Source organism: Synechococcus sp. R6-5, assembly GCF_047461775.1.
Taxonomy (GTDB): Bacteria; Cyanobacteriota; Cyanobacteriia; order Thermostichales; family Thermostichaceae; genus Thermostichus.
Genome location: NZ_JANSHV010000090.1, coordinates 1 through 14008 on the forward strand (window position 1 = coordinate 1; position 14008 = coordinate 14008).

The window sequence follows — 14008 nt, forward strand, 5'->3', positions numbered from 1 at the left end:
TTAGCGGTCGGAGCCGGGTAGTTTACTCGGAACGAGAGTTGAGACCGACAGGCTTTTGAGCAGTGGAGCTCTCGCTTGGCTCGGGCAGATAGAGACGTTCTTCCGAGGCGTCGTACTCAAACAGCTCTGCATAGCGTCCCCAGTCAATGGCGGTGGCAAACTGCCGTTCGGCTTCAGCGTGGGGGAAGTGTTCGTCCCAAAGATCCAAGAAGAAGTCCGCTCGCATGGAGCGGCTGCCTTTTTCTTCCAGGGTCTGCAAGATGCTGCGGAACACGGGCACCCGTGCCAATAGCTGTTGTCGGAAGAGATCCTTGCTGCGCAGGATGGTGGTGTTGGCAAAGTCCTGGCCAATTTCGGTCAGTTGCACCACTCTGCCGGTCACCTCGGCAAACCCCAACAGTACCGCCGCATCCAAAATAGGCAGCAGGTCGTCCACGGCCAGTTGCAGCCGCTCGGCCAAATCGGCAATCTCCGCCCGCCCTTGCGGCCACTCCACGATCAACTCCAGCAGACCGCTGATCCCGCCTACCCGCGCATGGGGCAGAGGCAGGGCATAGGGGGAAGTGGCCTTATCACCAGCCAGCGCAGGCAGAGCCACCTCTCCGGTAACAGCAATTTCGGGGTTGGTCATGATCTCGTAGATGTAGTCCACCAAGGACTTAAAGCGGGGATCCGTGCGCTCGTGAGGCCGCGGCAGATCTATTCTCACCTCCCCCCGGATCCGCCCCGGGTTGGATCCCAGAATCACCACCCGATCTGCCAAAAACACCGCCTCTTCGATGTTGTGGGTAACGATGAGGATGCTTTGGGAAGGGAAGGCTTGGGCGTTCCACAGCTCATCAATTTCCCCCCGCAGGTTTTCGGCAGTCAGCACATCCAAGGCGCTGAAGGGCTCATCCATAAACAGCACCTTGGGCTCCAAGACAAAGGCGCGGGCAAAGCCCACCCGCTGTTTCATGCCCCCCGAAAGCTCTTTGGGGTAAGCGCTCTCAAACCCATCCAAGCCCACCAGGTCAATGGCCTTCAGGGCCCTTTGCCGGCGGATCTCGCGGGGGATCCCTCGGGCTTGCAGCCCCAGCTCCACATTTTCTTGCACCGTCAGCCAAGGCAGAAGGGCAAAACTTTGAAACACCATCGCCACATCTGGGTTAGGCCCACGTAGAGGCTGGCCGTTGCTCAGCACCCGCCCTTGACTGGGGGGGATCAGGCCCGCCATGATGCGCAGAAGGGTGCTTTTGCCGCTGCCGCTACGGCCCAGCAGAGCCAAGACTTCCCCAGCCCGCACCTGCAGGTCAATCTGGCTTAAAACGGTAAACTCCCCCTTGCCCTCTGGCAAAGGAAAGCGCTTGTAGACTTTCTCGACCTCGATCAAAACGGGGGAAGCTGCAGAGCTCATATTGCCTCAGAAATTGAAAAGACTAAAGGTGATACTTTTCTTCCGCCAACTGATACAGCCGTCGCCAGAACAGACGGTTAATGCCCACCACAAACAAGCTCATCATGCCAATGCCCAAGGTAATGCGGGGCCAGTCTCCCACCGCCGTTGCCTCAGCAATGTAGGTGCCCAACCCCGTAGCCGTCAGGGTGGTGGATCCCCAGGCCACAATCTCCGAGACAATGCTGGCGTTCCAAGCGCCGCCGCTGGCCGTGACTCCCCCGGTGACCCAGGCGGAAAAGATCCCTGGAATGATCAGCTTTCGCCAGCGCTGCCATCCTCGTAAGCCCACATCCACAGCCATTTCTCGCAAGTCCGTGGGGATGCTCTGGGCGCCGGCAATGGAGTTGAAAAGGATGTACCACTGTGCCCCCAACGACATGAGCAAAATGCTGCCCCACTCAATGCTGATCTGGGCGCGGATAAAAAACAACGTGGCAAAGGGAAAAAGGAAATTGGCCGGGAAAGCTGCCAGGAATTGCACCACCGGCTGCAGCAGTTTCGCCAGTTTTGGATTAAAGCCAATGGCCACCCCAATGGGAGTCCAGATCACCGTGGCGAACACCAGCAACACGCTAACCCGCAGCAGGGTGAGGATCCCTAGCCCGAAGGTCAGCATCACCTCTCCAAAGCCCACAGTGGTAGCCACAAAATAAACAATCCAAATCCCAATGCCGCCAATAGCTGCCCGGGAAAGCTGGGTTAGCAGCCGCTCGCGGCGTCGCTCGGCCTCAGGACTGAGGGGATCCACCCAGTGCGGGCGAGTCAGATAGGACAACAGCCGATCCACCAACTCTGCCAAGGGGGACAGCCAACTGCCGATCAGCCGCGGGATCCGCGCCGTGGTCAGCAGATCGTACAGCCAGGATTCGGGGGCAGCAGCCCCGCTGCTCTGTTCCAGGCGAAACTTATCCGACCAAGCCACCAAAGGCCGCCAGAAAAGCTGATCCACCAGCAGGATGACCCCAGCCATGGTCAGGAGCGCCCAGCCCAGCTTGGGCAGATCCTCCGCCTGGACGGCCGCTTCCACATAGGATCCCAGGCCCGGCAGCGTGTATTCCTGGTTGAGCACGCTGATGGCTTCGCTGGCTGCCACAAAGAACCACCCTCCGCCAAAGCTCATCATGGCGTTCCAGATGAGGCCCACCATTGCCGCCGGCACTTCCAACTGGGTAAAGCGCTGCCACCCCGACAGGCGATACAAGGTAGCCGCTTCCACCAACTCTTGAGGCAGCGTGCGCAGGGATTGGTAGAAGGAAAAGGTCATGTTCCAGACTTGGCTGGTGAAGATGGCAAAGATAGAAGCCGCCTCCAGCCCCAGCAAGCTGCCGGGAAAAAGGGCAATAAAGCCGGTAACCGTAATGGAGAGAAATCCCAACACCGGCACCGATTGCAAGACATCCAACAGAGGGATCAAAATGCGCTCGGCCCAGCGACTTTTGGCAGCAATGTAGCCATAGATCAAGGTAAAAAGGGTGGAAAAGGCCAAGGCAATGAACATGCGCAAGGTGGAGCGGGCCGCATAGTAGGGCAGGTTGCGCGGATCCAAGTCGATCCGGGGCACCACCGCCGGGGGCTGAAACCGCTCAAAAGCCCCTACCCCCACCTGCGCCACCAAGGCCAGGAGAACCAACGTGCCCAGAATGATGGCCCCATCCGCAGCCCCCGCTGGCAGCCGACGCAGCGCCTCCGGCGAAGGAAAAGTCCTCATCTTCCCTGACTAAGCCCGGCATCCGCGCCCAGTGTACACCGTTTGCGGTTAGCCAGGATCCAGCCGGCTACTCTTCCGGCAAGTCGGGGGGAGACTCCTTCCACTGGGGATCGTCCAAGATGGCTTTTTTGGTCTGTTTGAGTTGTTTCCACAGCTCCTTGATTTGCCGGTAGGCTTCTTCCGGGGTAATTTTGCCCCCGGTTTCCAAGCTACAAATCAAGGACACTTTATTGCTAAATTCCTGCAGGTTGGCATCAAAAACTAGGTTCTGCGGCTTCACTTCGCCCCAGTAGGGATAGCGAGGCGAAATGAATTCATCTTTGTTGGGAGGAGTTGGTTCTGCCACGGCCTAACCAGGGTAAAAGAATGGTTCACAACAAGAAGGTCAACATGAAAAGCTCCATTAAAGCAGGATCTACTAGCCCAGTTTATGGGCGTTTTCTCTTAACCGGCTTGGGTACTTTTGTGGGATCTCGCAGAGGATAAAACGGCTCTTGAATAGACGCTTCCCCACGTGTCGAGGGGGTGGAACTCTTCCTGGCTTTGGGTTGGGGGGTTGAACGCTTCAGGCGTGGGCGCGGCGGCGTTTTGAGTACTGGGCCGATGGGAGTGCCCGCCTCCACATAGAGCAGGGATCCGCGGCGGCGCACCTGCAGATCCCAGAAATTGCCTACCCCTTTGCCCGGCAGGGATCCGATCAGGCGCAATTTGAAGGCTTGGGGCTTGGGGGCTGCGGCTCCATCCTTCTGGACTCGCTGAGAGGGAGAGTTGGCGGAAGCTTTTTTGCCCGATTGACGGATCTTGACAATGATGAACCCTTTCTCCTGCGATTGAAAAACGACCTCGCCCCGGATGGAAAACCAATCCGGCACCACTGTTGGACGGGATCCCTCGGGGAGAGTTCGCCCCATTTCTTCTGGGGCCCACACCCCCAGCAACTGCACGTGCAGATCTTCGGTTTTGTCGCGGGTGCGAGGATAAACCACCCACAGGTAGTTGCGTTCCGGCTTCAGGTGCTTCCGTACCAGGCTCATCACCCGGCCCAGCAATACGGCATTCAGATCCAAGCCATCCGAGGTGCGCAAAATCCCGCGGGTAAAGTGCTCTGGGGAGGGAATGTATTGCCCTTCGATGAGGCCGATGGCTCGGTATTGCATCTTCTCCCCAGGCGGGGGGATGGGTTCCAAACAGACTCGCTCTTTCTTTTCTTCCAAGCTAGCAGTGGTACTGACAACAGGCTGCAAGGACTCCGTCCCGCTGTCGCGAACAGCACCAGGAGCTGCCGCAGGATCCTGAGCTTTCGCTGATGACAGGGATCCCTTGGCCTCACCCGTTGAGCTGGGTCTGGGGGGCCGTACCGGTCGAAAGGGAGGTCTCAGATCGGAGGACATTGTGACGGTTCCGTTGCAGTCAGTCCAAAATGCTCAGCAGCAAACATTTACTTTACCGTTGCAAAAACAGGCTATAGCTTTAGCTTTGCTCTTGACCCAAGGCTTGCTCAGCACACCACCCATTAGCCTAACAATGCCCAACAGCGTTTTTCCATTCTGCTTCTATTGGGAAACTCCTAGCAGCTGCCCTTGCCCGCAGTTGTCAACACTGTAGCCGACCTGTAGCCAATGGTAGCAACTGTTCCAAGGGAATGGTTCTCAGGCTGCAGGATGTCTATTCCCCAGACAGGGCCATTGATATTGATGAGTATCTGTAGTTTTTTCCAGCAACGCTGACTGGAGGTGTTTCTGCACAGCCGGGATCCGACTGGCCGATCCCCAGGGCTCCCGCAAAGGCTGGGGCGCATGATCTTTCCCGAGCCGATGGGATCCATTAGCCATTCCTGGGGTTCACCGTTTAGGCAGGCGTTGCCCACACCTGGGGAGTAAAACTGCCGTGTAGGCCATAGGGAATGTGGTGCCGCAATGGGATCCGCGCAACCGGGCCGGCTGTCAGGTCGGCTGCTTCTAGGATCACCACTTGAGAGCGCTGGCTGGCCGCATCAAAAACCACCGTCACGATCCACCCTGCCTCTTCGCCCTGACCTTCTGGATCGGGGATGAACACCGGTTCTCCCACAAAGCCGCGGGGGGCAAAGCTGTACTGCTGCGTGCGGCCTGTGGCGGTATCCAGCTTGAGGATGGCTTGCAGAGGAGCATTGGGGCCAGGAGCATGGGTGGCCCCGATGTAGATGTAGCGGTGGGATCCCCCCATTTGAGCCGGGTGGATGGCCGGAAACTCCACCGAGCGATCCAGCAGCAGTTCTCGGCGCACACTGCCCGCCTTGGGATGCAGATAAAACCGCCACAGCTTGCCCGCCGGAATCTGGGCAAAGTCAATCTGCAGGTAATCGGCATCCGGCTCCAGGGCAGGGTAGCTCTCATAGAGGACGGCATCCACCACAACCCGATCCCCGACTTCGTAGCCGTTGACAAAATGGAAAACAAACCCCGGCTCCGTTTCCAGTTGCAGCGGCTTATTGCCCTGGGGAAAGAGCCAGATGCGGGTCGGCTCCCCCGGTTTCAAGGTCAAACAGGTGCCCGCCGGTTGCCAGCCCAACACAAACGGCAGGGGGTTGAAAGCCAAGGGATTTTGGAAAAAGATACGGTAGCGGGGTGTCCAGACAAAATCGTGCAGGAAGGCAAAACCGGGCAGGCGGTAATCCCGCTTTTCCACCAAGCGCCCGCGCGAGTCCAGACGATAAAACAGCAACGTGGAGTTCTGGGCAGCCCGCACCCCAAAGGCGATGAGATCTCCCGTGTGGGGATCCCGCCGGGGATGGGCAGTGAAAGGCTGGTTGGCCGAGATCCCTCCTGCAAACGTTTCGATCCCCTCGGTGGCCAAGGTGGCCGGGTTCAGCCGGTAAGGGGCACTGGCCTCCCACAGGGCCAGCAGCTTGTCTCCCTGGTAGATGACATTGGTGTTGGCGGGATTTTTAAACCGCAAGTCGAGAAAGTTGCTCCACCAGCCGCCCGGCTTTTGGGTGCCAAACACCCCTCGGTAGAGCACCCGACCGGCTTTTTCCTCTGCTTCAAACTCGCGGGTGCGCACAAACCGGTTGCGAAAATGAACCTTCCCCCCCACAAAGGTGATGGCGCAGACCATGCCGTCGCCATCGAACGGGTGTCCGTAGCGCTGGGATCCCGCCTCCAGCTTGCCCGGGCCGTTGCGAAACAGGGTTCCCCGCAACCCTGCCGGGATCCGTCCTTCGATCTCCGTAATCCAATAGTCGTACTCCTGGGATAGGGAGCGATAGCCCAATTGCCAGTCGGTGGTGCTGTAGGGAAGGGAAGCGACGCTGACCATGGAAGATCTGCATGCAACGCCCTCTATTGTTGCTTAAACTTTTGTGAAGTCGCCAGTTTTTCTGGGCCGGGATAGCCACCTTGGTTGGGATCCCCAAGATGGAGTCGCCCCGATTCGACTATGGTAGGAAATGCCCCCAAAGCGCCTGACAGGATCCACAGTACCCATGTTTGATGCCCTCTCCGAGAAGTTGGAATTGGCCTGGAGAAAGCTGCGCGGCCAGGACAAGATCACCGAAACCAACATTCAAGAAGCTCTGCGGGAGGTGCGGCGAGCCCTGCTGGATGCGGATGTCAATTTGCAGGTGGTGAAGCAGTTTATCGAGGATGTGCGGGAAGCTGCCCTGGGCTCCGAGGTCATCCTGGGGGTGACACCGGATCAGCAGTTCATCAAGATTGTCCACGACGAGCTGGTGAAGGTGATGGGAGAAGCCAACGTGCCCATCGCCCAAGCGGAGCAGCCTCCCACCATTGTCCTCATGGCCGGTTTGCAGGGATCCGGGAAAACCACCACCTGCGCCAAGTTGGCTCTGTATTTGCGCAAGCAGGGCAAGAAGTCTCTCATGGTGGCCGGAGACATCTACCGTCCGGCGGCCATCGACCAGCTCAAGACGCTGGGCCAGCAAATTCAGATCCCCGTTTTCGACCTGGGCAAAGCAGATCCCGTCGAGATTGCCCGGCAGGGGGTGGAGACGGCCCGGCAGCAGGGCTACGACTACGTGATTTTGGACACTGCCGGTCGTTTGCAGATCGACCTGGAGATGATGGCGGAGCTGGAGCGGATCAAGGCGGCGGTGCAGCCCCACGAGATCCTGCTGGTGGTGGATGCCATGATCGGCCAAGAGGCAGCCAGCCTTACCCGAGCCTTCCACGAGCGCTTGGGCATCACTGGGGCCATTCTCACCAAGCTGGATGGGGATACCCGCGGTGGAGCCGCCCTCTCCATTCGCCAAGTATCCGGCCAGCCCATCAAGTTCATCGGCGTCGGCGAAAAGGTGGAAGCGCTGGATCCCTTCTACCCGGATCGCATGGCCTCCCGCATTCTGGGTATGGGGGATATCCTCAGCTTGGTGGAAAAAGCCCAAGAGGAAATCGACCTGGGAGATGCCGCCAGCATGGCGGAGAAGATGATGACTGCCCAGTTTGATTTCACCGATTTCCTCAAGCAGATGCGCCTGATCAAACGCATGGGATCCTTGGCAGGGCTGCTGAGACTGATGCCAGGGATGGGCAAAATCAGCGAGGAACAACTGCAAAAGGGACAAGACCAACTGGCCCGCGCCGAAGCCATGATCAACTCCATGACCCCCGAAGAGCGGCGCAACCCGGATCTGTTGGCCCGCAGCGTCAGCCGCAAACGACGGGTGGCCCGCGGATCTGGCCACAAGCTGGAGGATGTCAGCCGACTGGTCAGTGATTTTCAACGCATGCGCGACATGATGCGCAACATGGGCATGGGTGGCGGTTTTCCCGGTATGGGTTGGGGGGGTGGGCGTACCTCTCTTCCCGGCGGGGATCCCAGTTGGCGCGGACGTTCAACGGCCTCTCCCTCTCGGCAACAGCCCAGCCGCAAGCCGGGCAAAGGTGGGGGTAAAAAAGGGGGCGGCAACCGCGGATTTGGGGGCAAGTAGGATAGGATTATGCCCTTCCACGTTGTTTTGGTTGCCCCAGAGATCCCGGCCAACACGGGGAATATCGCCCGCACCTGTGCAGCCACCGATACGCCTCTCCATCTGGTGGATCCTCTGGGGTTTCGCCTTTCGGATCGCTACCTCAAGCGGGCGGGGCTGGACTATTGGCAGCACGTCCAACTGTATCGCTACCCCTCTTGGTCTGCTCTGGTGCAGGCCCACCCTGAGGCCCGGTTCTGGTGTTTTAGTGTGCGCGGCAAAGCCCTCTATACGGAAGTAACCTATCAGCCGGGAGACTGGTTGGTGTTCGGCAGCGAAAGCCGGGGGTTGGATCCTCTGTTCTTGGAAACCTATCCCAGCGTGCGCATTCCGTTGCGGGGGCCGGTGCGCAGCCTGAACCTCAGCAATGCCGTAGCGATTGCCCTTTTTGAGGCGCTACGTCAGCAGGGATCCCTGACAAAAGAATAAGTGGTCGGGTTGGCCCTGATATAATAGCTACTTCTCCCCGTCAGGAAGATGTGTGCTCTGCAGTATCTGCGCCCCGACTTGCTCTACCTCAAGCCCTACGACGCCGTGCCTGCCCCGGCTGCCGACAAGCTGGATGCCAATGAGTTCCCCCTCGATTGGCCGGTGGGCTTCAAGCAGAAGCTCTCCCTCCTTTGGGAAAAGGGGATCCCCAGCAACCGCTATCCCGATGCCCACCACCGGGGCCTGAAGCAGGCCATCGCCGCCTATGCCGGAGCGGAGCCAGAGCAGATCAGCCTGGGCAATGGGTCGGATGAGCTGATTCGCTCGCTGCTGATTGCCACTTGTTTGGGCGGGCGGGGCGGTATTTTGGTGGCAGAGCCCACCTTCTCCATGTACGCCATCCTGGCCCAGAGCCTGGGGATCCCAGTGGTGCGGGTTCCCCGCGACCCGGAGACGTTTGCTCTGGATCTAGAGCGATGTCAACAGGCTTTGAGGGAGCATCCGATTCGGGTGGTGTGCCTGGTGGATCCCAACTCGCCGACGGGGAATGGCCTGACGGCTGCAGAGTGGGAGTGGGTGGAAGGGCTACCCGAAGAGATTCTGGTGATTTTGGATGAGGCCTATTTTGAGTTCAGCCGGCACACAGCCCTGCCCAAATTGGCGGAGCATCCCAACTGGGTAATCTTGCGCACCTTCTCCAAAGCCTTTCGCCTGGCGGCCCACCGGGTGGGCTATGCTGTGGGTCATCCGCAGCTTGTGCAGGTGTTGGATGGGATCCGCCTGCCCTACAACCTCACGGCCCTTTCTCAGTGGGCGGTTCAGATGGCTTTGGAGCATGCCGAGGAGCTTTTGGCCGACGTGACGCTAATTTGTCAGGAGCGGGAAGCCCTTTATCGAGCTCTGCAGGAGCTGCCAGGGGTGCGGGTGTGGCCCAGCCAAGCCAACTTCCTCTACTTCCGGGTGGCCGGCTGGGATCCCCAAGAGCTGCAGCGGGCCTGGCAGGAGCTGGGGACTGGTGTGCGCTACACGGGTGGGGGGCTGCGTCTGACGGTGGGCACCCCTGAAGAGAACCGACGGGCCTTGGAGCGCCTGCGCCAAATCCTGCAATAGGCCTCCCGGCCTGCGTTCGGAGCCAGCCTAGGTGGATGGGTCGGCGCGCGAAAAGCGCTGGATCAAGCTGTGCACCTGCTGCAAGTGTCGTTCGTCCAGATGCTCCAGCGCCTGGGCGATTTCCGCTCTGAGTCGGCTCTGGGTGTCGGTTTGGGCCCGCTGCAGCAGCCAACTTTGGACAGGGCTGGGGTGCTCCACAAAGTCAAGCGCCCAGGGATCCCGTTCGTCCAGCTCAGGTTCTGCCTGGGGCAGCTGCTCCCTCCAACGCTCTTGAGCCTGTCGAAACTCCTCCGCCAAACGATCTGTTGGGCGCCCCTCCGCTTGGAGAACCTCTTGATACCTTTGGTGGGTCACCAGCCAGCGCTGCCGAATTTGAGAGCGTTGCTGCCTGGTCAGCCTGCCGGTTCTGCTTTCGGTGAAGCGCTCGTAAAACCTGAGCGTGTCTCGGTAGTGGCCCAATCGCTCACAAGCCAAGCCTACCTCCAGGGGCTGTAGCCACCAGGCCCGCTCCATCTGTGTGCTGGTAACCACTTCCTGCAGAAAATCTCGCAGCCCAGGGGATTTGCGCCTTAAGTCTTCCCAGTTGGTCCGGATATCCCGGGCCATGGCAGCCACCAGCTCGTAGTCATGTCCCCGCTGCCACGCCTGAGGATGGGCCTGCACCGTTTTCCAGAGCTTCTCCCACTCTCGGCACTGGATCAGAACTCGCAGCATCAGCGGCCAGTCTTTCAAGCGCTCCAGACTGGTGACGACGTCGCCGATGTACTCTGCCCACTCGCCTGTGAGGGGACGTCCTGCCTCTTGCCATCGGTCCAGCACCACCGAGTCTTGGCGGTCTTTGGATAGCCACCTCACCTTGCCGGGAAGGGGTTCCAGGTGGATCTTGGCCCGGTAGTAGGGGGAATGCTCCGTTTGGCCCCCCTGATCCCAAACCTCTACCGCCCGCTCAAATTCCTGCCGATAGAAGTGACAGATACCCCAAATCTTGTAGTACTGATTCGCGAACGGCTGCCGCTGGCCGAGAAAGGCCAGACGTCCCTTCAAAGCCTCAAGGGTCTCTTGCAAAAACCAGCTGCGGGCCTCTTCCTGGGGGCAGAAAGTTCCCAAGTTGTTGAGAACTTGCTCAAGCTCTGCCAAAAATTGCTGTACACACTCTTTCCAGGTGGAATCCGTTCGTGTAAGCGGGACGAAGTCCCTATCTTTGGGGCTGACTTCAACGCTCAGCCAATCTCGCACCCGCACCAGTTGTCGAAAGCGCTCTGCAGGCTTGGCGGAGTTTTTTTGCACCACCACCATCAAGTCCACCAAGGGGCTGTAGTCTGGGATCCCAGGACATCCGGCAAAGTAGGCGGCGTTACGCTGCAGCTCCAACCAGGCCTTCCCTCTCCAAAAGCACTCCCAGGCTTCTCGTTTAAGATTTTTGTTGGGCAAAGCAGACTGCTCCAGGCTCAGGAACTTTTGCCCTGCGGAAACGTAATCCCTCTGGAGCTTGAGGAGCCAGGCCTGACATTCCTGTTCTAGAGGTGGTTTTTTTGCCTTCCGCGCCAGAGTTTGAACATCCTCCAGAAGTTTGAGGTTGCCCTCCTCGATGCCGCGCCTGAGAAGCTCAAGAGCTGCCTCCTGCAGATCTTCCAAGCTTGTATTGGTCCAGTACTGGATATTGATGCCTTTGACAGGGTAACCCAATACCGGTGGGTCGGTCTCCCATTCCGACCGATCCGGTTGCAGAGAAGGATGATCGAGCCAAGAGTTGGATTCTAAGCTTGGATCCCAGAACTCCCGCCAACCGGCAGAGGTGTCCACAATGGCCAGGGCCTCGATGGGGCGGGTAATGCCGACATACAATTGGTTGAGAAAATAATGGAGTTGCAGGGATATCGCCTCCCCAGCTCCTCGGGCGTAATAATTAAGCTGCCGGTTAAAGTTTTGTCGATAGGCGTTTCCAAACTTGTAGAGGATAACTTTTTTGAACTCCATTCCCTTAACAGACGTAGCAGTTTGCAGGAGCGGTGGTTTAAGATTCTGCTTCAATTCCTCGGCAAAGATCTTCTGGAGTTCGGGATCCTGACGCACGTAGTTCAGCTCCTCTCCCACAGGACAGGGTAAGATACAGACTGTTCCTGTGAGATCACTAAGCATTTTTCTAAGCTCATCTTCGATTAAGTTTCTTTCCTGACCATCCAGCACAAACCTTTGAACCGGCATGCCCTGCTCATGGGGACGCCAGGGCTGTTGGGGATAGATTTCTCGACTCTTGCTGAGAACTCGCCGCCACAGGTTGACTACATTGCTAAAACGAGTAACTTGTGGATTGCTGCGATAGTTGTTTCTCAGCTCCTGCGGGCCTGCAATCTCAAAGGGATGGCTCGGCAACAAGTAGGCGCGGATATGCTCGTAGAGATATTTTTTCAGAGCAGCCCAACGAAATCCCGTCGGGTTAATGGTTTGCAAGGGATCCCCGGCAAAGGCATAGGGCAGGCGATCAATAGCCCAATCCAACTTGTATTTTCCCCAAGGAGATAAGCAAAAAATGATATTCAGCTCAAGTTGGGTAAAGTCCTGAACCTCATCGCAAAAAATGACTGGATGAATAGGATTAAGAGTGCCATTTTGCAGCACATCTCTGGCCAAATCTTGGTCATCCCAGTAGCCCTCATGGGTGGTTCGATCCCGGTAACCCGGCCAAATCTCTTCGTAAATCCGCTCGAAGGCTTCTTCATCCACACTGCGGTCGGCCTCAGGCAATTCTCGGTAGCTATCGGGATCCAAATAGTCACTGACCTCATAGCCTTTGATCAGCGTGCGAATGGTGTGCCAAGCCAGCTCTACATCGCGGCGACCACAATACCAGCTCTGAAATCGATAAAAATTGACATACCGATCCGGTTGGTAGCGTTCTTGCCGCTCGGCAGGAAGGCAGTTCAGCAGGTAATCCTGAAAAGTGCTAAAAAAAGCTTGACACTGCTGAATTTCCTCCGTGGAGAAGCTGCACCCCTCCTCCCGATAGCGGTGGCTGATGCGCAAAATTGAACTTACCCTGTCGCGGGCTTGCTGCACCAAGCTTGGGCTATAGGTCAAAAAGAGAGGGCGGTACTCAAGAGGTCTCTGTTTTGAAGTTTTGAGGTAGTGGCTGCAATAGTCGGCAAAGCGGTAGTACAACATCAGAGATTTGCCACTCCCGGCCCTTCCGTTGATCAGTAGGGGCATGGATGTACTCTGCAGGATTTCTTCCTCCTCCATGGACAAAGCCAAATTTCCCTCTGTGATCTCCTGCATTTCCAACCAAATGGTCTCATCCGCCACCATGTAGTCGGGGTAGGCGCGACGGGCGTACCGCTTCCACACCTCCAAAGGTTGCGGGTGCTGGAGAATGTCTGGCTGCTTGGCTTTCATCCCAAAGAGGCAGGTTTGGCATCCCAGCTCAAACCGTTCCTTTTGCTCTGGGGCGTGGTCGTAAACTCCAATGAGAAATGGAAACAATCTCCCTGGCTGCTCCCAGACTTGTACCAAGCTGACGGCCAGATACAGGGATCCCTCCTGCCAGCATTTGACCTCTGCCTCCAGATAAAACGGCGGGAGCTGCCGGTAGAGCCTGCCTTCAATGTCATCTACCAAGCGGGATACTGCTTGGTAAGCCTGGCGCCGCTGCTCTGGAGAAAGGGCCCGTACTTGCCGAACCCATTCCCCACTTTCCAACACCAGCCGCTCCTGCGGATTGGGAGCATTCAAGAACTGTGTCCATTCATACAGCTCGTCGGGCAGAGGGGGGAGATGGTTTGGCGGATCCCCTGGTTCGTGCCGCTGCGCCAGCCACGCCTGCAAACGGTCATCGGGCACCCAGGTCCGCACCCGTTCTTGATAATCCGGATCTCGCCGTCGGTCTAAGAACTCCCGGTATTCGTGACTGCCTCTCGGCCAGAGGCCAAACAAAACCAGAACGGGTACCTCGCCTACATAGCGCAGCTCCCCCACCAAGCGAATGTTGTTGCGGAGATTACGCTTCCAGTAAGGGTAACGAACGTCAAACAACTGGCTCAAAAGGGTGCGACCCCCCTCTTCCAGCCGTTCTATCAATGCTTCTAGGTTGCACTGGGTTCTGCTTCCCAGAAACTCCTCCGGGCAATATACATACATGGGATCCCGCCGGGTATACTTGGAAGCCATCCTAGTGCCGGACTACTGGCGAAAATTGCCGCTGTGCCAAAAGTCTTAATTTTTTTCATAATCCCCACGTAGCCCACAACTACCTATGTAGCCATTTGCAAACTCACAAAACATCTCGATTCAATTCAAGCTTTTGTGAAATGCAAGGACTCCGTCCCGCTGACGCGTTCGCGTTAGCGTCGCGTAGCGACAA

9 protein-coding genes are annotated in these 14008 nt (G+C 57.8%); 3 read left to right on the forward strand and 6 right to left on the reverse strand.

Annotation, left to right across the window (positions count from 1 at the left end; translation table 11 throughout):
• Nucleotides 1-22: 22 nt before the first annotated feature.
• The 5 genes from NW818_RS05475 to NW818_RS05495 all read right to left on the reverse strand — a co-directional run bounded on the left by NW818_RS05475 (nt 23) and on the right by NW818_RS05495 (nt 6443).
• On the reverse strand, nt 23-1396 hold the full coding sequence (locus NW818_RS05475) for a nitrate/sulfonate/bicarbonate ABC transporter ATP-binding protein (RefSeq protein WP_414424031.1): 1374 nt from the start codon (nt 1394-1396) through the stop codon (nt 23-25).
• A 22-nt stretch (nt 1397-1418) separates the two neighbouring features.
• On the reverse strand, nt 1419-3146 hold the full coding sequence (locus NW818_RS05480) for an ABC transporter permease (protein WP_011431934.1): 1728 nt from the start codon (nt 3144-3146) through the stop codon (nt 1419-1421).
• A 67-nt stretch (nt 3147-3213) separates the two neighbouring features.
• The gene (locus NW818_RS05485; protein ID WP_414342480.1) at nt 3214-3492 is read right to left on the reverse strand and encodes a hypothetical protein; all 279 of its coding nucleotides are present in this window, start codon (nt 3490-3492) and stop codon (nt 3214-3216) included.
• An 82-nt stretch (nt 3493-3574) separates the two neighbouring features.
• A complete protein-coding gene (locus tag NW818_RS05490; protein WP_414416362.1) occupies nt 3575-4303 on the reverse strand; it encodes a hypothetical protein in 729 nt (242 codons plus the stop codon).
• A gap of 691 nt (nt 4304-4994) precedes the next feature.
• Nucleotides 4995-6443 (reverse strand): carotenoid oxygenase family protein, encoded by a 1449-nt coding sequence (locus NW818_RS05495; protein WP_414424032.1) that lies wholly within the window; start codon nt 6441-6443, stop codon nt 4995-4997.
• 166 nt (nt 6444-6609) lie between these two features.
• Here NW818_RS05495 and ffh point away from each other — a divergent pair, with 166 nt between their 5' ends.
• From ffh to NW818_RS05510, 3 genes are read left to right on the forward strand one after another with little or no spacing between them, the layout of a single operon-like run.
• On the forward strand, nt 6610-8073 hold the full coding sequence (gene ffh, locus NW818_RS05500) for a signal recognition particle protein (RefSeq protein WP_011431929.1): 1464 nt from the start codon (nt 6610-6612) through the stop codon (nt 8071-8073).
• A 9-nt stretch (nt 8074-8082) separates the two neighbouring features.
• The gene (locus tag NW818_RS05505) at nt 8083-8541 is read left to right on the forward strand and encodes a tRNA (cytidine(34)-2'-O)-methyltransferase (RefSeq protein ID WP_011431928.1); all 459 of its coding nucleotides are present in this window, start codon (nt 8083-8085) and stop codon (nt 8539-8541) included.
• Nucleotides 8542-8589: 48 nt separating this feature from the next.
• Entirely contained in the window at nt 8590-9651 is a 1062-nt protein-coding gene (locus NW818_RS05510; protein WP_414424033.1) for a histidinol-phosphate transaminase, read from the forward strand.
• Nucleotides 9652-9678: 27 nt separating this feature from the next.
• Here NW818_RS05510 and NW818_RS05515 read toward each other — a convergent pair whose 3' ends face one another.
• A complete protein-coding gene (locus NW818_RS05515) occupies nt 9679-13815 on the reverse strand; it encodes a hypothetical protein (protein WP_414424034.1) in 4137 nt (1378 codons plus the stop codon).
• Between the last annotated feature and the right edge of the window lie 193 nt (nt 13816-14008).

Excerpts from the sequence above, each read along its gene's own strand:
- NW818_RS05475 (WP_414424031.1), bottom strand. The coding sequence starts at position 1,396 with ATGAGCTCTGCAGCTTCCCCCGTTTTGATCGAGGTCGAGAAAGTCTAC.
- NW818_RS05480 (WP_011431934.1), bottom strand. The coding sequence starts at position 3,146 with ATGAGGACTTTTCCTTCGCCGGAGGCGCTGCGTCGGCTGCCAGCGGGG.
- NW818_RS05490 (WP_414416362.1), bottom strand. The coding sequence starts at position 4,303 with ATGCAATACCGAGCCATCGGCCTCATCGAAGGGCAATACATTCCCTCC.
- NW818_RS05495 (WP_414424032.1), bottom strand. The coding sequence starts at position 6,443 with ATGGTCAGCGTCGCTTCCCTTCCCTACAGCACCACCGACTGGCAATTG.
- ffh (WP_011431929.1), top strand. The coding sequence starts at position 6,610 with ATGTTTGATGCCCTCTCCGAGAAGTTGGAATTGGCCTGGAGAAAGCTG.
- NW818_RS05505 (WP_011431928.1), top strand. The coding sequence starts at position 8,083 with ATGCCCTTCCACGTTGTTTTGGTTGCCCCAGAGATCCCGGCCAACACG.
- NW818_RS05510 (WP_414424033.1), top strand. The coding sequence starts at position 8,590 with ATGTGTGCTCTGCAGTATCTGCGCCCCGACTTGCTCTACCTCAAGCCC.
- NW818_RS05515 (WP_414424034.1), bottom strand. The coding sequence starts at position 13,815 with ATGGCTTCCAAGTATACCCGGCGGGATCCCATGTATGTATATTGCCCG.